Here is a 21,064-nt window from a genome sequence, read left to right as displayed (position 1 = left end):
TTAACTCCGCTTCTGCCTTATTACGGCCACGGCCATCCTGCAGCGCATCTTGACCGCTGTTCCGGTATTTCTTCACCCAGTTCGATAGCTGTTCTACTCGCAATCTTGTATTTATCAATGAGATCGTATTGGGATAGTTCCCCCTCGATGTAATCCAACACCGCCTGAAGCTTAAGTTCTGCGGAATAGCTGCGGGTGCCTGTTCGAACCTACCTCTAACCCTTCGAAACCATAGACTTCATACCGACGTCGCCATTTCACCAAGGTTGTTTTGGATATCCCTCATTTATACGCAGCGGCCATGAGGCCAAGTTCACCACTTTCGATCTCTTCGATACTGGCGAGTTTCTCCTTCGCGTTATATTGAACTCTAGACATGAAAATGCTCCCCTCATAGCATCAGGTTTTTATTATTTCACCTGTCTACTATTTGGGGAGCATACCACCGGCCGGGCAGCCCTGAATTTTATCGGATCAAAAACCAAAGATTTCTGGAAGAAAGACCTTACAATCGACGATCTGTTTGATAATCAAGAACAACTCCTGAACAAAGATGGCTTTACTACGCTTGGTAATACGGTAGATCTGTCGAGCTGGATGACCGGTAATACCGGATGGGAACAAGAATTCAATACGTGATCATTTGCGGCTGTCTTTGTGTTATAAGCGTCTTCGAATAAAAGGATTATTCCTGAAAAACACGCCATTCATCATGGCGTGTTTTTCTGTTTTTCTTCCCGATCTGCCCACTCATCCATCTGTGGACAACGGAAGAAAAATGGGATAATGTACATTATCATATGTTTACACCGCACGACATTACTGCTTCGCAGGGAGGCCTAAGAGATGTTCAATGTATTAATTGCAGACGATGAGAAGCTAATTCGTAAAGGACTGATAGCCTTGCTGCCGTGGAGCAAATTCGGTATGGAGGTCATTGGTGAGGCGAACAATGGGAAGAGCGCGTTGGACTTTCTGAAGGAACATCATGTGGATTTTTTATTCACCGATCTTTCGATGCCGGTCATGGATGGTTTTGATTTGATGAAGGCTGTCCGCCAACACTATCCCCATGTATGGATCGTTGTGCTGACCTGTCACCAGGACTTTGAATATGTACAAGAGGCGCTGCGCCTTGGGGCGATTGATTACATCGTAAAAACACAATTCGAACAAGATAAATTGGATGATATCTTTACGAGGATCATCGAAAGAGTCTCGTATGAGAAGACGCATCGCTTTATACCGGCTGTGAAACAGGCGAGCTTCAGCGGATATGTATTTGCCGATCTCAAGGGGGAGCATCGTAAAGAGTTGATCATCGGTCATGGATGGGCAGCGGAAGACAGCCTGGTAGAAATCTCCGGCCATTCGTGGTTTGTTCCCGCTGTCATGGAGCTGGAGGCCGATAGGAAGCCGACCGGAACCTGGTATCAACAGGGAGACTGGGCTGTGGTTCGAATAATGGACAGAACCGCAAGTAATGCAGCCGCTCTGAGCGGTCATTTGAGCAAGATTATCCCCGTGTTTCTGTTCTACGAACGGAAGGCGGGACAATCCTATTACGAGCTAACTCTCCCGTACGAATGCTCCAAGGGCGCGGCAGAACAGTCCCAAGTGATTCAGGTTTGGGAAGCACAGGAATGGATGACGAATGAAGCTGCTTATGAAGACGCTATTCGTCTAACCGTGAATAGCAGAATCGATCCTGCTGAATTGTTTCAACTGTTGCTTACTTGCCTGCAGCCTTGGCAGGCCATTGTGCGAACCGGATGGGAAATAGAAATAAGGAATGAGGCTTTCGCGGCTTGGTATGAATGGAAGGAAAGGCTGGATTTCATAAGGGAGCGGCTCATGCAGCAAATGAAATTAATTCCCTACTCGCCAGCTGTAATCACGACGATAGCTAGAGCTGTGATCTATATTCAAGAAGGACATGATGTCAGCTTGAACAGGGACGAGCTAGCTTCGAGGCTGTTGATGAGCAGCAGTTATTTTAGTCAATGCTTCAAGGACATCCTTGGCATGGCATTCGGTGATTATGTGAGGGCAGGCAGGATCGCCAAGACGGCGCATTTGCTGGTGCAAAGTAATGAGCCGGTCTATCAAATTGCCTTGAAGAGCGGCTTCAAAGACGAGAAGTATTTCAGCAAATTGTTCCGTATTCAATATGGTCTGAATCCGACGGAGTACCGGAAAAGAATGCAGCAAGGAGAAATAAACAAGTGATGCGACTCATGCGAACTGACATCAATGTATCCTTACGCAGGCGGCTATTCTCGGTATTGATGCTCATTGTCTTTATCCCCCTTGTGCTGCTGGGCGCGATTAGCTATGTAGCCATTCAGGAGATTTATAGCAACAAGATTGAAAGCGGTATCAAGAATACGCTGATTAATGTGAAATCAGGACTTGAGAGCACGCTTGATAATATGGAGTACGCCTCGCTTCAGCTCTCCATGGAGGGAAGCGTGGGACAGAACTTTTATGATCTCTTAATCAATCCGAGCAATTTCCAGAAGTACGCCCTGCGGCAAGAGATACAGAAGAACTTGAATCTCGTTAATTTTACGAATCCCTTTCTGGGTGTCATTCTCTATTATGACGATAGTGGAAAGGTTATGTTCAACAACCTTGTGGTTCGGGACGGGTTCATGAACGATAATGACGCCACAACGCTATCCTCCAAAGTAAATGGCGTTACCTTCTACGGACCGCGAAAGACGGCCTATCGGTATGGGGAATACGACGTCTTTTCCTTGGTGCGGCCTGTCGAATCTCCGGGTGCTCCGAGTGAGAGCGGCTCGTACTACGTTTACATGGAAACGAATGTGAAGCTCTTCGAGAAGCTGCTTAGCAAGCATCAATATGGCATGGAGGTCTCGCATGTCCTGTTGGACCAAACGGGGCAAATTGTCTTTACGGATTTAAATAGAGAGTTCCCGAAAGGAGCAAGACTTCAGCAGCTGCAGGAGATGGGCGCTTCACTTAAGACGGACGACTATTATTTGTATAAGGTCGACAGCGAGCAAGGGTGGAGCTTGATTGTCACGATCCATAAAGGCGAGATTAACAAGGAATTTAATAATTGGTTAACCAAGTTTCTCGCTGTCTTGCTTGGGGGAATTGCCATAAGTATCATATTTGCAGCAGTCATTTGGAAGTCCGTTTATCGGCCATTGAAGAAGATCGGACATGATATTGGGCAGGTCGATGTGCTTCAATCCAATAAACCGATGACATTGACCCGAATTATCGAATTCGATGTTCTCGTGAAGAAGATGAATCAATTGCGGGAGCGCATTCAATTCTTATTTCTAGAGGTCGAGAACCGCGAGCGAGCCAAGAGACAATTAGAGGTGGAGAAGCTGCTTCATCAGATTAATCCTCATTTTATTCATAATACGCTCAATTCCATACAGTTCATGGCGAGAATGAACGGCCAAGAGGATATTGACCGAATGGTTTCTATTTTCACGAGGGTGCTTCATTATAATTTGGATAAAAGAGGCGAGACGGTCGAGCTCAAGGAAGAATTAGCGGCTCTCAAGGACTATATTGAGCTTCAGCAAATCCGGTATGACTATGAATTTGATGTTCTGTTCCAGGTGGATGAGACGATTCTAGCCTCGACGTTGACGATCCCGAAGTTCATCTTACAGCCATTGGTTGAGAATGCGCTCTATCACGGAATCGATACGGATAAGGGACTCATCGAAGTGAAGATAACGAAGGCTGACACGGCTATGGTCATCCATATTATGGACAACGGAAGCGGGATGACGGCAGAAGAGATCGATTGCTTATTAGCGGATGAGAACCAGAAGAGTAAGCGGACAGGGCTCGGTATTGGACTCAATTATGTCCGGAGAATGCTTGAAGCGCATTACGAGAACCGCTATACCTTTGAGATATCCAGTACGGTCGGCCAGGGAACAATTGTTACCCTTTCTATTCCCCTGTCGCTAGAATCCTAATCGTGGTTGGAATTGGTCGGTAGAGGTATGAATTTCGTCGAAAATGATGGCCTTTCAATCGAAGCAACCATTTTCGCCATGAATTCGACTGTGTTCTCATTCGCGAAACGAGCCGGGTGAATTACGATAGCTGTGTTACACAAATTGATAACTGGGGGAACAGAGTATGCAGAAGAGGGTCACATTACTGTTGTTAGCATCACTTTTACTCTTGTTGACGGCATGCGGGAATTCGAATAATACAGCGAATAACTCGTCTTCATCGGGCAATAAAGAAGCGGCATCAACCAATAATCCGGCAGACAAGGATCCTCACGGCAAGTATAACGAACCCGTTACGCTCAAGATTGCGAAGAATTACAATACGAAGGATCTGAAGCTTCCTAACGGAGATACATTGGAGAATAATGAGTATTTCCGTTACTTGGAGAAGAAGCTGAATGTTAAAGTATCGTTCGCCTGGCAAACCGAGACGGGAGACGCTTACCAGCAAAAAATCGGTGTCACCATCGCCAGTCAGGATCTGCCGGATGCTTTCATCGTCAACGAACAACAATTAAAGCAGCTGGTCAAAGCGGATTTAGTTGCGGATTTAACAGATGTCTACAAGGATTATGTTGGCGACCTCGTTAAAGGCTACTATGATTCGTATGGCGATCGAGTGCTGAGCAGAGCTACCTTTGACGGCAAATTGTATGCCTTCCCCGATACTCAGATTGGTGGGCAGCATAGCTTCACTTGGATTAGACAAGATTGGCTCGATAAGGTTGGCATGCAGATGCCGACGACAATGGATGAACTGGAGTCTGTAGCCAAGGCGTTCATTGAGAAGGATCCCGATGGAAACGGCAAGGCAGATACAGTAGGCTTCACATCACTTCCCCAGCTTACGGGCTGGAACTCGCCAAATACGTTGGACCCAATATTCGGTGCTTACAAAGCGTATAAAGGACAGTTCATCAACGACGCGGGCGGTGAGGTTGCGTACAGCTCAACCCTTCCAGAGATGAAAACAGCATTGGCGAAGCTCCAGGAATTATACCAAAAAGGAATCCTCGATAAAGAATTTGCTGTGCGCAAAGACCCGAATGAGCTCATTGCCGGCAACAAGGTTGGGATTATGTTCGGTCCATGGTGGAGCCCGTACGGACCGCTGCCGGATTCCGTTAAGAATGATATGAAAGCAGAGTGGAGGCCATTTACCGGACCGCTCGACAGTGAAGGCAAATTTAATATTTATGATCAAGATCCAACGGCGAATTTCCTTGTCGTGAATAAGAACTACAAGCATCCGGAAGCCGTTCTCAAGGTGTTGAACGTGCAAACCGAAGGTATTCGTCTCCTGGACCCGGGTTCAGCCGATATCTATAAAGGGCTGGGCATTAATTGGGGCGTATGGCCGTTCGGTCTGCAATTGGACAGTGAGAATGCAGCGTATGATGTGTATGTCAAACTGAAGAAGGCCCTCGATGCCCAAGATCCCTCCGGATTGAATGATGAATTAAAGGGCTATTATGACGATTATTTGAAAAACAAAGAAAATCCGAAGAAGGATATTCCGGCATGGTCGAACGCAGCAGCGAGAGTGGATGGAACGGCGGAGCTTGGTTCGGACAAATTCAATATCGTGAGGAACGTTTATTTTGGTAAAACAGCCACGATGCAGCGCAAGTGGGCGATATTGACGAAGCTCGAGAATGAAACCTTCTTGAAAATCGTACTCGGTGACGAGCCCATTGATAAATTCGATGATTTTGTGAAGGAATGGAAGAAAATCGGCGGAGACGAAGTTTTGAAGGAAATTAATGAAGAAATAAAAAAATAAGCGGAGTCAAGCAAGGGGCGCTCTTCAGCCTTACAAAGGAGCGACCCTTGCTTATCCAATGACAGGTGGCAGGGACATATGAGGAACAGAAGCTTTATTGTGAATTATCATCTAATGCTGCTGCCAGGTATTATTCTCCTGTTCATATTTTCCATTATTCCCATGTTCGGCATCGTGATCGCCTTTCAAGACTTTATCCCTGGTATCCGAATTTGGGAACAAGATTGGATCGGACTCGAGAATTTTAAATTTATGATGGATATCCCAGACAGCAAACAGGTATTTATCAATACGATCGTAATCGCTACTTCCAAGATTGTAGTCGGGACGTTCGTTCCCATTATATTTGCTCTTCTGCTTCATGAGGTCAGAGTGAGCTGGTTCAAACGGTTTGTTCAAACGATTGTCTATTTGCCACATTTCATGTCCTGGGTCATCTTAGCGGGTATTATGGTTTCCATGCTGTCGCTGGATGGTGTAATGAATATGATCTTCAAATTATTCGGTTTTGAGCCGGTTATGTTTCTGGCGAGCAATACTTGGTTTCGGCCCATTGTAGTAGGCAGTGACGTTTGGAAGGAATTCGGCTTTTCGGCTATTGTCTATTTGGCCGCATTGACCGGTATTAATCCGTCTTTATATGAGGCTGCCGAGATCGATGGCGCCAATCGCTTCCGGAAGCTCATTCACATTACGCTGCCTGGTATTACACCTACGATTGTTCTGCTCGTCACGTTAAGCTTAGGAAATGTCTTGAATGCGGGCTTTGATCAAATTTTTAACCTTTACAATCCACTCGTCTACTCGTCAGGCGATATTATAGACACGTATGTGTACCGCATGGGATTAATTGAGAACCAATATGGGCTGGCAACGGCCGTCGGACTTTTGAAATCCGTAGTTGCAATTATACTGATCATGATTTCATATAAATTGGCCTCGAAATATGCGAACTATCGAATATTCTAACTAAAGTGGTGAGAAATGATATGGTCAAATCAACAACGTTGTTCAGCAAGAGTACGGACGTTACCATTGTAGTTCTTCTTGCCATCATTTCATTCATCTCGCTGTTCCCGCTGGTACATACGCTGGCGATTTCCTTCAGTGAGAAGTCGGCTGCGAATGCTGGAGACGTACTGCTGTGGCCGAAGGGATTTAATTTGACTTCCTATCGAATCATCTTAGAGGATCATAAGTTCTTTGCGGCCTTCAGGGTGTCCGTGGAACGAGTGCTTTTAGGTGCCTTCATTAATATGGCGCTCACCGTTATTATGGCGTACCCCTTGTCCAAGCCTAGCCGAATATTCCCGGGTCGCGATATTTATATGTGGTACTTGGTATTCTGCATGCTATTCTCCGGCGGGCTGATTCCCTTATACATGACGGTCACGGAGCTTCATCTCCAGAATACGCTGTGGTCGCTCGTTCTGCCGGGTGCGGTACCGATATTCAATGTCATTCTAATTATGAATTTCTTCCGCAACTTACCCAAGGAGCTGGATGAAGCGGCCGTTGTCGACGGCGCCGGACCCTGGCAGACGCTGTTCAAGGTGTTTCTCCCGGTTTCATTGCCCTCGCTCGCAACAGTGACGTTGTTTAGCATCGTTGGCCATTGGAACTCTTTCTTTGATGGACTTATTTTCATGAGTAAGCCGGAGAACTATCCGCTTCAGACGTATATTCAGCAGCTTGTTGTACGAATTGATCCGGAGTTAATGAAAGGGATGACAACGGATGACCTCATTCGACTTAGTAAAGCATCGGACCGAACGCTTAATGGGGCCAAATTAATCATTGCCATGATCCCGCTGCTGGTCATCTATCCGTTCCTGCAAAAATATTTTGTCCATGGGATCGTGCTAGGTTCCGTTAAAGAGTAAGTATATAGGAGGAGAGTGTAATCATCATGACCGGGATCAAGACCGTACATGTGGTGTTCAAAACCCATCTGGATATCGGATTTACAGACTTTGCCGCCAATGTAATACGCAAATATAAGGAAGATTTTATACCAAAGGCGTTGTCCTTGGCAGAGGAATTTGCCGAGGCTGGGGAGGAGGCAGGCTTCATCTGGACGACGGGGTCATGGCTGATTCAAGAGTACCTGTCAGATGCTTCGCCCATAGAGAAGGAGCGGATGGAGAAGGCCATCCGGAACGGACATATCGCGTGGCATGGACTTCCCTTCACAACGCATACCGAGCTGCTTGACTCCTCCTTGTTCCAACATGGACTATCGATTGCGGATCGGCTGGATAAGCAGTATGGCAGGAAGACGATAACGGCGAAAATGACAGATGTTCCCGGGCATACCCGGTCCATCATTCCGTACCTGTCCGCGCAAGGGATCCATTACTTGCATCTAGGCGTAAATCCGGCCTCCCGAGTGCCAAGTGTCCCGTCGCTGTTTGTGTGGCGGGCTGCCGATGGTTCCGACCTCATCGTGAATTATGCGGATAATTACGGAAATACTGTGCAGGTTCCCGGACTGCAGGATGCGTTGTATTTTGCCCATACCGGAGATAATAACGGACCGCCGTCGATGGAGGACGTCCGCGAAGAATTCGAAAGGCTGCGTGAGCGGTTTCCGGGTGCTCGCGTGCAGGCATCGACGATGGATGCATTCGCGGCTAAACTGCTCGCCTTCAAGCACACCCTTCCCGTCTTGACGGAGGAGATTGGTGATTCGTGGATTCATGGAGTGGCTTCCGACCCGATAAAAATAGCTAACTTCCGCGAAATGCAGCGAATAAGAGCGCGCTGGCTGGACGAAGGGCGGCTCATCGAAGGAACAGAGGAGTGTGATCGCTTCTCCAATAACCTTCTCCTAGTGGCAGAGCATACATGGGGGATGGATGAGAAAAAGTTTCTGGGTGATTACGTATCCTACACCTCGCAAAGCTTTGCCGAGGCGAGAGAAAGAGATATCGTTACGCAAGAGGCGATACCCGCTAAGTATCAGTATATCGGTGCATTCGCGATGAATCCCGAAGATGAGATGTCCAAGGCGCAATTCGAGGGACATGTCAGCACCGGTCGAAGGTCTTATCGATTATTCGAGAGCTCCTGGCAGGAGCAGCGGAATTATCTGGAGCAGGCTATAAGCGGGTTAGAAAAAGATAAACAGCAAGAAATGCGCGAGGTGCTGGAGCATTTGAAGCCGCAGGCAGGGATGTCGAAGGATTGGAGCGAGATGACTGCTCATACTTGTTATCGGCTTGGTTTGTTCCAAGTGGTGTTCGGCCGAGATGGCTCCATAATTAGTTTGATGGACCAGAAGGACAAGGTCTGGGCAGATGATCATCATCCGTTAGGCACATTCATCTATGAATCGTTCGGGGTGGAAAATTATCATACGTGGTTTGAACAATACGTTGTGAATCGGGCAGTAACGCATGGCTGGTCGGATGCTGACTTTGGCAAGCCGGGGATGGAGAATGCCTTGCCGACACCCCGCCATCAATTATTTTCTCCCCAATTGCGGGCTATACGTGGGGAATATGGACCATCATCAGATATTGTCGAGCTGGAGCTGACTCTGCCGGAAGAAGCAGCAGCGCGGTTGGGCGCTCCCCGTAAACTTTGCGTAACGTATACATTTAGCAAGGTAGAGGCAAAGATTGATATCGCTCTGAATTGGTATTCCAAGCAAGCAAGCCGTCTTCCTGAAGCGATCTGGTTCTCGTTTGCCCCGTTGGTTGCGAACAGTAACTTATGGAAGATGGATAAGATGGGTCAGTTGATTTCCCCTCTAGAAGTGGTGAAGAACGGGAACCGGAATCTTCATTCCGTATCAACCGGCGTTCACTATCAAGGTTCGGACGGAGTGGCATCCGTGGCGACCTATGATGCTCCTGTTCTGGCAATGGGAGAGAGAAGGCTGCTGCAATTCGATAATACCTTTTCTCCCTTAGAAGGAGGAATTCACGTCCTGCTATATAACAACGCGTGGGGAACGAATTTCCCCATGTGGTTTGGAGAGGATTGCAGGTTCCGATTCCAGCTTCAGCTAAACAGTTATTAGTGGGAGTGAACAGCTCCATTTCATTGAACAAAGAGATCCTGTGAGGGTCTCTTTGTTTTGTTGATAGGGATTTTTGGATACAGTAAGCATCGAGTGAGCGTAGGCGTTTCACATTATGCAATTGATAAAATAAGATCCTATGAATACAATATATTTGGTATAAGAAGGTAAAAATAAGAAGTGAGGAAATAAGGATGACACGAAAATAATATCCTGAGAAAGTTACTGCTACAATGGTTCGGTTTATCAGTGACAAGGAAATTCTGTTAGTTCGTCATTCTACTGGTCGGAAAGCATAAAAAAGCGTCGTGTTTGTGCAATAGACGACAAAGGACGTTATTCACATCCACGAAGATGGAGAATGGATAAGGAATTGAAGCTCCGGGCAATCGAAGCCATGAAGACTGTACTATAGGGGTGAATCCATTGCTAACAAAATTACTTAAGGAATCCGTTTCGACAGTCATCTTCTCTGGAGCCGGCATGTCAACAGAAAGCGGGCTGCAAGATTTTCGATCTGCTGACAGAGGAATGTGGAATAATCGTAATCCTATCGAACTTGCGGACATCGAGGCCATCGATTCGAATCGGTCTGAGTTTATTAGGTTTTATCAATGGCGCATCCAAGAAATGATGAATCATCAGCCCAATGTAGGTCATCGGATTCTCGCAAAATGGGAAAGCAGAGGGGTGATCAGAGGCGTTATTACACAAAATGTGGAGAATTATCATGAACAAGCCGGAACGAAGCGTATTGCAAAGATTCATGGTGATCTTGGAACATTGCGCTGCATGAATTGCAAAAAGCAATATGAATCTCAGCTTTATCTACCTCCAGACGCAATAACTTCATGCAGCTGCGGAGGTTTTTTACGTCCGAATGTAGTCCTATTTGGAGAAATGCTGCCTCAAACATCACTTGATCTTGCTGAGAACTTATTAGAGCGCATAGACCTTATTATTGTTTTAGGATCTTCCCTTCTCGTAAGCCCGGCCAATCAAAACAACGCGGCGCTAAGCTGGTTATTGTCAACCATGACCCCACTCCTCTTGATAAGTACGCAGACAAGATCATTGGATCTTCCATTGGTGAAGTATTGAGCAACACGGATCAACAAATGGGTTGAAGAACGATGACGGAGGCTGTGAAGTTGTTGACAGTCTTCACTCTTAATCCCTTACCATCGATGAACCGGCCCCAGATACAATGTGTCCGGTCTCTTTGAGCGTGTAAGTCTGGACCCAGCTCCGATGTCTTAACTTGTACGTCCTGTTATCGATATAGCCACCAACAATCCTCAGGTTTTTTGTCAAATAAAAATCCCTTGAACGAAGTTGTCCGCAAATGATGAGTTTCAGTTCGTTCCAGGTACTTAACTTTACAGCACAATACGGGTTCAATATACTGTGTGCCGTCTTTATAATTCGTCTGGATCTTCTCCGCGGTTTGAAGGAAGGCCAGTCGTTCATCAGCTGTAAACCCAAACTCAACCACAGCCACAGGTTTGTTTCTCATCGTGCGAAAATGAAGCCCGACTACAAGTGCGAAAGTTGGTACGGTCCGATACCCGAGAATGACAGTATCAATCATTTTGAAATTCTTAATCTTCAGCCAATTAGCTGTTCGTATGTCCGTGATGTAGGTTGTGTCTTGACGTTTCGCCACAATTCCTTCCCAATCCCGTTCGACAGAGAGGGTGCTTAAACGTTTCCCGTGTTCATGAACGTACATGGTTGGGATAAACTGTTGGGACGGTTCAACGATTTCATTAAGAATCCGTTTTCTCTCCAGCAGCAATTCATTGCGACGGTCACTGGAGGCGTATAACACATCGAAAATGACGAATGTCGCGGGATGTGTCTGGCGCGCTGCCTCAATCTTTATGGGATCGCTGAGTCTCCCACGATATGCGAAGTCGTCAAATATTGTTCGGTCGTCACGGAAACAGACCCCTTCACCATCCAAAATTACTGTATGCGCATGTATGGCATCCATAGCTTTCCGAAGTTCTGGGAACTTACTCGTCACATTTCGGCCGTTCCGTGTAAAGGCTTCGACCCGCTTGCCTTCTTTATGAATCAGGATTCTCCACCCGTCATACTTCGGTTCAAATATCCAATCATTTGCATCAAACGCCTGTGTACCCATGGTAACAAGCATAGGATTAATCTGAGTAAAGAGCATTAGCATCACCATTACTAATCTTCTCACAAATTAGAGGATCGAAACCATATGAAAATAAGGGGAGCGATATTAATATGTCCAAATGAGTGAAAAGGAAGGAACGATAAGGACATATCGCTTCACTGCCCGATCGGAACGAAACAAGGAAGAGCATGAAGTTTTTTTAGTGAGATAAAGTTCATATCTTTTGGCAATGACATAAACGTTAAAGTACATTCGCTGTTCTTTACCAATGAATGTTGAAAAGTTAAACCATACGACGTACTTGTGACTATAAGATTGTGATATATTTCCGGTAGGAGAGGCATTTGCTTCGTGGATTTTCGTTGATAAGGAAGGTGGAAGAGTCATGAATCGCACAAAGGATCTGAGTAAGTTAATTAATTTAACGGGTGATCGCGCCAAACTGGACGCTAAAGCAAATGGCACCTATATTGTTTATATGACAAGAGAAGGTCATTTTGTGAGAGAGTACAATAATGGTGACGTTGAAAGAATAGATGAAAGAGATCTTTCTCATGGATGAGCCAAATGCAGTTATGTTTATTTTTGCAGGGAGCAATGGCAGTGGTAAGAGTACGATCCGTAATCTAATTATAGACCGACTTGGAGTAAGTGTTAATATTGATCCAGATGCATTAGCTCGCGGGATTGATAATAAAAACCCAGAGCGACGTAAGATATCAGCAGGAAAAGAAGCAATCAAGTTGGCTAGGGATTGCAATCGTAACAAGCGAGATTTTTCAGTAGAGACGACTCTGGCAGGCGGTAATGTCATTCGTCAGATGCGTGAGGCAAAAGATAACGGTTTTGAGGTAATCATGTTCTATGTAGGGTTGGGGGATTTTCGTCAGGCGGTGAGATTGTTTTGGAAGCTGATGCTGACAGTAAAGCTATGAGATACCGGGAAGTCCCAATTCCGACATGGGTAAAAGCAATCGAGCAACAACTGCATATTGAATATTCCCAACATAAATGAACCGATCACAGATACAATGTGGCCGGTTCATTTATTAATTATTGGATCTTTGCGCATCCGGTATAGGCTCGCAGCGCACATTGAGGTACAGTTGATAAAACTGTTCGGCTTATCCGAGCGATTTTTTGTGTGGTTCTAATCACTTGGTGGCGACTTCTTACACGCACAGAACATTCAAATGGAAGGAATATGGAACTTGCTGTCGAATCTTAGGGCTGAAGAGTGAGATCCGCCGATCATAACCTTTTCCGCACCCTTAACACTGGAATCGTCACTCAATTGGAGGGAATCATTGATGAGAACCTATCGTGCCGCAATTATTGGTATTGGGGGCTTCGGTGCAGCGCATGTCAACGTGCTTATGGATTTGGCCCATGAAGGGGTGGTAGAAGTCACCGCTTTTGCAGAACTGAATACGGTTGCCCATCAGGAATATTTTGATCAATTGACCGCGAACGGCGCCACTCATTACATAGATTATGAGCATATGCTTGCGGAGCATCCGGAAGTCGACTTCGTCGTGATCGCGACGCCGATCGCAGCACATAAGGCAATGTGCATCCGGGTGATGGAGATGGGCTTCCACGTACTAGTGGAGAAGCCGCCCGCGGTAACGATACAGGACATAGATGCAATGATTGCAGCTCAGCGGGCTAGCGGCCGATTGTGCCAGGTGAATTTCCAGCACACGGCGGGTTCGGCATTCAAGGAGCTGCTGGCGCGTCTTCGCGCCGGAGAGATCGGACAAGTCTCGCAGGTAACCGGTGTCGGCATGTGGAAGCGGTCGAGAGCTTATTATGATCGAACCCCGTGGGCGGGCAAGCTTACTCATCGTGGACAATATGTGCTGGATGGAACGTTTAACAATCCGCTTGCCCATTTATTGAATAATTGTCTGCTTGCCGCGGGAGCCGCGGATCCTTCCCTCATGCTGCCCGAATCGGTGCAAGCGGAGCTGTATCACGTGAATGAGATCGAAGGCGATGACATATCCTGTATGCGCATCCGTACCGTTGGCGGCGCTACCGTCTCCTATTACGCGATGCTGTGCCATGAGAACGACGAGATTCCTTCTATTTCGGTCACCGGGACGGATGGTGAAATGAGCTGGTCCTACGATAATAAGCTGATGATCCGCCATGGTCATGAGGAAGAGGTTTGTTCCTATGGAAGTGAGAATATGATGTGCGGCATGTATCTGAACCTGATGCAGGCGATCGAGGATAACGACATGCCTCTGTTTTCACCGATTGACGCTTGCCGGAGCTTCGTCCTCGTATCCAACGGCGCTTATGAGTCCTCCTTAGCCGTTCGGCGGATTCCAGCTGAATTCATTGTGGAACGGGAAGAAGGTCAATCTTCTGTATGCCTGCTGCCAAGGTTGTCGGCACGGATGAAAGAGATTACTGAACGAGGAGTACTTTTTTCGGAATGTTCATTCGCATGGGCTTCGCCAACCACGCCTGTGCGCATGGAGGACTATAGTCGTTTTCAGCTGCCTTCTGGGTTCGAGGTGAAGGAGAAAGTTTAGGTTGGAAGGACACCAATATTGCGAGCGGCAATAATTGTATCGAGCCTATTTCAGTACAGAAAGCCCGCCTCAACCCAAAACAGACGATTTCGTTAAGCCCGGACGTCTGTTTTCTTATATAGCTATAAACCATATACACATTGGAATGAAATTCAAATAGCAGCGATTTATTAAAATGCACATCGCATTGTTGGCAAGCTATTTAAAGGGCCCCTCCCGCAGCGTTCTGGAAGGCGCTATACCCGTGACGGCTTTGTACTGCTTTGAGAAAACGAAGGGGTCGGGATAACCGAGATGAAACGAAATTTCTTTGACGGATTGATCCGAATGCTCCAGCAAATAACGAGCGTATTCGATACGAGCTTTGATCTGATACGCCTTGATAGTTAGACCGAACAATTGTTGAAACAACTGCGAGCAATACTTGGGCGTTAGTCCGGATTGAGCAACCAGCTCTTTCACCGAAAGCCGGTCGGCCGGATTCGTATCCATATGGTTCTTGATCTGCAGGATGGCAGGATGAATTGGCTTGCATGGTTCGAATACTTCCAGTTCAAGAGACATTTCGGCCAAAGCTTGGCAGATGGAAGAGTGACACAATGCATCCCTTCTTATGGAAGGAGGAAGACAATAATGGCGGTGAATTGCCTCGAACAGCAAGCGGAATTTATGCGTGTCCCGCGGCAGGAAGGAGAAGTAGCATGGGATCGGCGTTGTGAAGAAATTCCCGTTATCATCCCCATATTGGCTTATTTTGAATCGAATCGGGATGATGCTTAAAGGTTCGTTTAGATCCCTGTACGCCGAATGTACCATACCGTCGGACAGAAACAGCAGGTTGCCTGCCGTAAGCTTCACCGGATCGCCGTCAATCTGATACGTGACGCGTCCGCTTCTGACATACAAAATATGAATCTCATCGAGCACGCGTTCCTCGATGCGCCAAGATGAGGGAACCGTCACGTTAAAGCAAGTATGGATAGGGAACATTTGTGTGGAAAGCGCCAAATGAAGAAGGGAGTCCAAGAAGACGGAAGCCTCGTGATTCATTAGACTTTTTGACATGCGATTCCTCCTTTATGCCATGTAGATTGCAAACCATGACGTCTATAATTATAGCCATCATGACATGGAATTCAAGGAGGAGCTTATGGCTGCGAGACCTAATGTAATCTTCATCATTGCTGACGATCACCGGTATAACGCTTTCGGGGTAGCCGGCGATAGGGCGGTACAAACGCCGGTGCTGGATGCTTTGGCCGGTTCTGGTACAATGATGGCTGCGACCCATATTATCGGAGGAGTCGACGGTGCCGTTTGCGTTCCCTGCAGAGCTTGCGTAAATACGGGCACTCATATTTTTCAGGCAACGGAAAGCCAGAAAATCGGCGATCATGCGAGAACAAATGTCATTCGTCAAGGAGCGGCTACGATGCCGTCATGGTTCCGTGCACATGGCTACAATACGCACGCGATCGGCAAGTGGCACAACGATTTGGCCAGCTTCTCCGCCGGCTTCTGCAGCGGCGATGCCCTTTTTTTCGGAGGGATGAGCGATCATCGGCAGGTGCCCGTTTTCGATTACAACGCAGACGGACTATATCCGCCTGAAGCACGTAGGCTCGAAATGAAATTTTCGACGGATCTATTTACGGATTCGGCTATCGATTTTATAGAGCTATACGATAGTGAGGCCCCTTTTTTCCTTTATTTAGCTTATACGTCTCCGCATGATCCGAGAACGGCACCCGAGCCGTATGCCAGCATGTACGACCCGGAGAGCTTGCAGCTACCCCCAAGCTATATGGAGGAGCATCCATTCGATAACGGAGAACTCGATATCCGTGACGAGAAACTGGCCGCATATCCGCGCAAGCAAGGGGAGGTTCGTCAGCATATTGCCGATTATTACGCGATGATTTCCCATATGGACGATCATATTGGTAAAGTATTGCAAACACTGACCGCAAGCGGAAAAGAGGATAACACGCTGATCGTCTATACGTCGGATCACGGCCTTGCCGTAGGTCAGCATGCCTTGTTCGGCAAACAAAATATGTATGATCACAGCATTCGTGTACCATGTTTGATCAAAGGACCCGGGGTCCCTGCGCAGCAGCGCATCGAAGCGAATGTCTATCAGTTTGATATTTTTCCGACCTTGTGCGATCTATCGGGCATTGAAGTGCCTGCTAATATCGAGGGAAGGAGCATGAAAGCTTTGCTCCAAGGCGAGACGGACAAGGGAAGGAATACTGTATATTCCTTATATAAAGATATTCAACGCATGGTGAAGGACGATCGCTACAAAATGATCCGTTACCGCCGTTCGGCGGACACGGGTCAAGGAAGCGATTACGTGCAATTGTTTGACCTTGCGAACGATCCGTGGGAGTTGAACAATCTGGCCTCCAATCCCCGATACCGGCCGCAAATGGATATGCTTGAGCAGGAACTGGCTGCCTGGATGAAGCGAGTCCGTGATCCTTACGCCGAATTGTTTGTGTAATATTTTTCCACGGGCAGAATGGCAGACGTTCCGGTATGTTTTGTGCTACGCTCACCTATATTGTCGGCGCCCTAATCGCTGACAATGAGGTGAGCTTTTATCATGATAGAGAGGTGCATTCCTATGCAGCGAGTCCTTATTGTAGACGACGAACCGATGATTCGGAAAGGCTTCATAAAACTAGTGAAGCAATATGATGCCGCGCTGGAAGTGTATTCCGCGAATAATGGGCATGACGCTATTCAAACAATGCAGCATGTTTCTCCGGACATCGTGCTAACCGACATCCGGATGCCCAAAATGGATGGCTTGGAGCTTAGTAAAACGATCCATGAAACAAAGACGAATACGAGCGTCGTCATCATATCCGGTTACGATGATTTCCATTATGCGAAGCAATGCATTTCCTACGGAGTTAAGGAGTATTTATTGAAACCGGTTACAGAAACGGAGCTCTATCCGGTTCTGGATAAGCTGCTTTCTTTGCGTAAACATACCTCCGTTTCTCTTTCTTTGTACGAAGAGTGGCTGAAGGAAGCGGAGGAGGCGATATGGACATTGGATGATTGCCGGCTGGCGGAATTGCTCGAGCGTTGGAAGACAACTTACGCGGAAGAAGGCGTTCAAGTGAGTCAATGTCAACAGCTCGTTTCCGACGGACTGGATATTTTGTTAAGAAGGCTTCAAGCACGAGGCATTACAATTGCCTTGCCGCATAACGTCGTCTCCGTATTAAGCATCCATGAGGGAGCCGAATATTTTCAGAACGCGATTCGCGAGATTGCCAAACAAATTGTCGATTACAGAGGCGGAAACCAAAAGAAGCTATTCGATGAAGCGATTCAGTATATCGACTTGCATATTAAAGAGGATGTCAGTCTGGAGAACATTGCGGAGAAGATCGGGTTAACGCCCGCGTATTTCAGTCATTATTTCAAGAAAATAGCCAAAGAATCGTTTGTGCAATACCGTATGCGCAAACGTATCGAGCTTGCGAGAACATTGCTGGAGATGCCGCAGTACAAAGTAGTGGATGTCGGACTTGAGGTCGGCTTTCCCAACTATACATATTTTCATAAAGTTTTCAAACGGATGACCGGATATTCGCCGACCGAATACCGGACCATGATGGGGATCAAGTAATGTTCAGATCGAATTTGGCTTTCAAAATTTTTACGAGCTTTGTCGTTCTGATTCTATTTGCCCTCACGATTACGAGCGTCTCTATATACGTCCGTTCATCCGCCGAGTTGGAGCGCTACAATAAGGATATGTTGACGCAGCTGGTGAATAATGCCTTGCACCACACGGACCTCTATCTGGAAAAATACGAGCGTGCGACCCTTTCCGTGCTTACTTCCTCGCTTGTTAAAGAATTTCTTGAGCTTGACGCCAAAAACGCCTTTCAATATTACTCGAAGTCCAATGAAATGATTGAGCGGGTAATCCGTCCCGTCATGATCATCAATCCTGAAATTGTTATGGTATATTTGCTCAGCTACAACGGGAAAATCATATCGGATATCAACAATGTTACCGCCTCCAAAGATGAGGTTATTCAGGACAGTCTTGAAGAACTGAAGCAGCAAACCAGAGAAGACGGACGGATGACGGTTATGGATTACAGCTTTGTAGACGGAACGGTTGCGTTGACGCGGAAAATTGCCAATCGGCAAACCTCGAAAGCATTTAAGGGAATATTGGGTATCGAATTGAGGATCGAGGAGTTAAAAACGCTATGGGAGGACATTCATCTTGGTGACAGCGGGTATTTCTTTATTGTAAACGATAGAGGAAGAATTATTTTCCATCCCAACTCCGATAAGATCGGCAAACAGCTGGACGGCGATTTGTTTACGCTGATCATGGATCATCAAAACTCGTCTGTCATATCCGAGCATGAAGGAATTAGCCGCGTCTTCTATAACAAGAGATCGGAATATTCCGGCTGGACGCTTGTTGCCACCACCTCGCTTGCGGAGACGAGAAAACCGATCATGAACGTCAGACAAACGACAATCGTATCCGCGATTCTGACATGCTTCGCTGCGCTGCTCGTAGCCTTCAAATTCGGCAGATCAATTACCAAGCCGATTCAATTACTAGTCGCGGCCATGCGCGAAACGGAAAAAGGAAATTGGACGCGTGTTCCTCTGCTCGGCAAGAAAGACGAACGGGACAGGCTTATTCTAAGTTATAACATCATGGTGGATCGATTGTCCGGTTTAGTGGATCAAGTGTACAAGACGGAATTGGAAAACAGGGCGAATCTTCTGCATCGAAAAACGGCGGAGTTTCAGGCCTTGCAGCTGCAAATCAATCCCCATTTCATGTACAACACGTTAGAAACGATCGTCAGCTATGCCATCATACAAGATTCCAAAGAAATAAGAGAAATTGTGAGGGCTCTAGCCTATATGCTTCGCTATGCGATTCGAACGGATCTCGAAGAGGTTACGGTTGCCAATGAACTGAAGCATTTGCTCCACTATATGACGATCATGAACCATCGCTTTGAACGGGAGTTTCCGCTAGATATCGCCATTCCATCCGAGCTTCTTCTGGAGAAGATGGTCACACTGACACTGCAGCCTGTCGTAGAAAATGCTTTTAAACATGCTTTTCCTGATGGCATAGATGAGTACCATACGATTAAAATCGATGCCAAGCTTGAGGACGATTTATTCCTGATCGTGATTTCGGATAACGGAGTTGGCATGTCTGCCGAGCGTTTGTCAGAGATACAAAGCAGGCTGATGAGGCATGAGCCCTCGCAAATGCTCGGTAGTAAGTCCGAAACTGATAGCGGGATCGGATTATTAAACGTCCATAGCCGGATACGGATGGTATTCGGGGACGAGTACGGGCTGGCCATTAACAGCGTGCTTGGAGAAGGGACTACAGTCCTGCTTCGGATGCCTGCCGCTCAAACGACCGGCAAGTTATCGATAACGTAAAATCGTTCATATGACCATAAATTTTGATGATGTATACCAGTCGCAGCGGAGCTAATATGTAATCAAGTTGCAGCAGCTTACAACATTCGAAGAAGGGAGATTTAGAATTGGATATGAGCAGGGAAAGGCATCATGTAGACTTGACGACCTCCAAAAGTGGAAATGCGTTGCTTCGCAGCATGAAAAAAGGTTGGCAGCTGTACGTGTTGATGCTCCTTCCTGTCCTGTACATCGTGATTTTCAAGTATGTGCCCATGTATGGCGCGCTCATCGCGTTCAAAAACTTCGTGCCTACCAAAGGGATCATAGGAAGCGAGTGGGTCGGTCTCAAATATTTTCAACGGTTTTTCGAATCGTACGAGTTCTGGCGCATCATGAAAAACACGATCTGGTTAAGCCTCTACCAGCTGCTGGTCGGTTTTCCGTTTCCGATTTTGCTGGCACTATGCCTTAACTATGTGAAGCACGCGTTCTTCAAGAAGTCCGTGCAAATGATTACATACGCTCCGCACTTTATTTCGGTAGTTGTCATGGTCGGCATAATTTTTCAAGTGCTGGACCCGCGTACGGGCGTGGTTAACAGTATCCTGCAGTTTATGGGCATGGAGCCGATCAATTTTCTAGGCAATCCGGGATACTTTACATCCATATACGTGTGGTCCGGGCTTTGGCAAAATGTCGGGTTTTCCTGCATTATTTACTTGGCTGCATTGAGCTCGATTGATCCCTCGCTTCATGAAGCGGCAGTGATGGACGGAGCGAGCAAGGCTCGGCGCATGATGCATATTGATTTGCCAGGGATACTTCCCATTGCGGTCATTCTGCTTATTCTGGATACGGGTCGGATATTGGACACGGGATTCGAGAAGGTGCTGCTTATGCAAAATCCACTCAATCTGAACGTGTCGGAAGTGATCGATACCTATGTGTATAAGGTGGGGCTTGCATCAACGGTAATCAATTATTCTTATTCAACGGCAATCGGACTGTTTAAATCCGTCATTAGCCTGGTCCTGCTTCTCTTTGTCAATCGGCTCTCGAAAAAAGTCGGACAAGAAGGCCTTTGGTAAAGGG

The 21,064-nt window shown here is 46.8% G+C and carries 16 protein-coding genes; 14 read left to right on the top strand and 2 right to left on the bottom strand.

Translation table 11 applies throughout. From position 1 onward, the window contains the following. The first annotated feature begins 846 nt into the window (after positions 1 to 846). The 7 genes from NNL21_RS06910 (at position 847) to NNL21_RS06880 (ending at position 10,930) form a co-directional block, all read left to right on the top strand. Complete coding sequence (locus NNL21_RS06910) at positions 847 to 2,229, top strand: response regulator transcription factor (protein ID WP_204816653.1); 1,383 nt, start codon at positions 847 to 849, stop codon at positions 2,227 to 2,229. Next, complete coding sequence (locus NNL21_RS06905) at positions 2,229 to 3,977, top strand: sensor histidine kinase (RefSeq protein WP_256555099.1); 1,749 nt, start codon at positions 2,229 to 2,231, stop codon at positions 3,975 to 3,977. The genes NNL21_RS06910 and NNL21_RS06905 overlap by 1 nt, the downstream gene beginning before the upstream one ends. A 166-nt stretch (positions 3,978 to 4,143) precedes the next feature. Beyond that, positions 4,144 to 5,802, top strand: a complete 1,659-nt coding sequence (locus NNL21_RS06900) for an extracellular solute-binding protein (RefSeq protein ID WP_204816651.1) — start codon at positions 4,144 to 4,146, stop codon at positions 5,800 to 5,802. Between the two features lie 78 nt (positions 5,803 to 5,880). Continuing rightward, a complete protein-coding gene (locus NNL21_RS06895) occupies positions 5,881 to 6,771 on the top strand; it encodes an ABC transporter permease (protein WP_204816650.1) in 891 nt (296 codons plus the stop codon). Positions 6,772 to 6,791: 20 nt separating this feature from the next. Further along, complete coding sequence (locus tag NNL21_RS06890; RefSeq protein ID WP_204816649.1) at positions 6,792 to 7,685, top strand: carbohydrate ABC transporter permease; 894 nt, start codon at positions 6,792 to 6,794, stop codon at positions 7,683 to 7,685. A gap of 26 nt (positions 7,686 to 7,711) precedes the next feature. Further along, the gene (locus tag NNL21_RS06885; RefSeq protein ID WP_204816648.1) at positions 7,712 to 9,829 is read left to right on the top strand and encodes a DUF5054 domain-containing protein; all 2,118 of its coding nucleotides are present in this window, start codon (positions 7,712 to 7,714) and stop codon (positions 9,827 to 9,829) included. 426 nt (positions 9,830 to 10,255) lie between these two features. Continuing rightward, complete coding sequence (locus tag NNL21_RS06880) at positions 10,256 to 10,930, top strand: Sir2 family NAD-dependent protein deacetylase (RefSeq protein WP_309145307.1); 675 nt, start codon at positions 10,256 to 10,258, stop codon at positions 10,928 to 10,930. A gap of 172 nt (positions 10,931 to 11,102) precedes the next feature. On the opposite strand, the gene NNL21_RS06875 is transcribed toward NNL21_RS06880, so the two are convergent. Beyond that, positions 11,103 to 12,026, bottom strand: coding sequence for an ATP-dependent DNA ligase (locus NNL21_RS06875; protein WP_204816647.1), 924 nt, complete (start codon positions 12,024 to 12,026; stop codon positions 11,103 to 11,105). Positions 12,027 to 12,363: 337 nt separating this feature from the next. On the opposite strand from NNL21_RS06875, the gene NNL21_RS06870 reads away from it, so the two are divergent. The 3 genes from NNL21_RS06870 (at position 12,364) to NNL21_RS06860 (ending at position 14,524) form a co-directional block, all read left to right on the top strand. After that, positions 12,364 to 12,540 (top strand): hypothetical protein, encoded by a 177-nt coding sequence (locus NNL21_RS06870; RefSeq protein ID WP_204816646.1) that lies wholly within the window; start codon positions 12,364 to 12,366, stop codon positions 12,538 to 12,540. Beyond that, positions 12,533 to 12,913, top strand: a complete 381-nt coding sequence (locus NNL21_RS06865; protein ID WP_256555072.1) for a zeta toxin family protein — start codon at positions 12,533 to 12,535, stop codon at positions 12,911 to 12,913. The genes NNL21_RS06870 and NNL21_RS06865 overlap by 8 nt, the downstream gene beginning before the upstream one ends. Before the next feature lie 375 nt (positions 12,914 to 13,288). Next, positions 13,289 to 14,524 carry a Gfo/Idh/MocA family protein gene (locus tag NNL21_RS06860; protein WP_204816645.1) on the top strand — a complete coding sequence of 412 codons (1,236 nt, stop codon included), beginning with the start codon at positions 13,289 to 13,291 and terminating at the stop codon, positions 14,522 to 14,524. A gap of 198 nt (positions 14,525 to 14,722) precedes the next feature. Here the strand turns inward: NNL21_RS06860 and NNL21_RS06855 are convergent, their stop codons facing one another. Then, entirely contained in the window at positions 14,723 to 15,589 is an 867-nt protein-coding gene (locus tag NNL21_RS06855; RefSeq protein ID WP_204816644.1) for a helix-turn-helix transcriptional regulator, read from the bottom strand. Between the two features lie 85 nt (positions 15,590 to 15,674). On the opposite strand from NNL21_RS06855, the gene NNL21_RS06850 reads away from it, so the two are divergent. The 4 genes from NNL21_RS06850 (at position 15,675) to NNL21_RS06835 (ending at position 21,060) form a co-directional block, all read left to right on the top strand. Then, complete coding sequence (locus NNL21_RS06850) at positions 15,675 to 17,033, top strand: sulfatase family protein (RefSeq protein ID WP_256555071.1); 1,359 nt, start codon at positions 15,675 to 15,677, stop codon at positions 17,031 to 17,033. Positions 17,034 to 17,156: 123 nt separating this feature from the next. Further along, on the top strand, positions 17,157 to 18,176 hold the full coding sequence (locus tag NNL21_RS06845) for a response regulator transcription factor (RefSeq protein WP_204816642.1): 1,020 nt from the start codon (positions 17,157 to 17,159) through the stop codon (positions 18,174 to 18,176). Then, positions 18,176 to 19,990: a cache domain-containing sensor histidine kinase gene (locus tag NNL21_RS06840; protein WP_204816641.1), complete on the top strand. Its 1,815-nt coding sequence runs from the start codon at positions 18,176 to 18,178 to the stop codon at positions 19,988 to 19,990. Before NNL21_RS06845 ends, NNL21_RS06840 begins: the two co-directional genes overlap by 1 nt. A 113-nt stretch (positions 19,991 to 20,103) precedes the next feature. Then, entirely contained in the window at positions 20,104 to 21,060 is a 957-nt protein-coding gene (locus NNL21_RS06835) for an ABC transporter permease (RefSeq protein WP_204816824.1), read from the top strand. Positions 21,061 to 21,064 lie beyond the last annotated feature (4 nt).

It is taken from the genome of Paenibacillus mendelii (assembly GCF_024498075.1).
In the GTDB taxonomy this organism is placed as follows: Bacteria; Bacillota; Bacilli; order Paenibacillales; family Paenibacillaceae; genus Paenibacillus_Z; species Paenibacillus_Z mendelii.
Note: the sequence above shows the minus strand (reverse complement) of the source record. Positions and strands in the feature narration are given on the sequence as shown.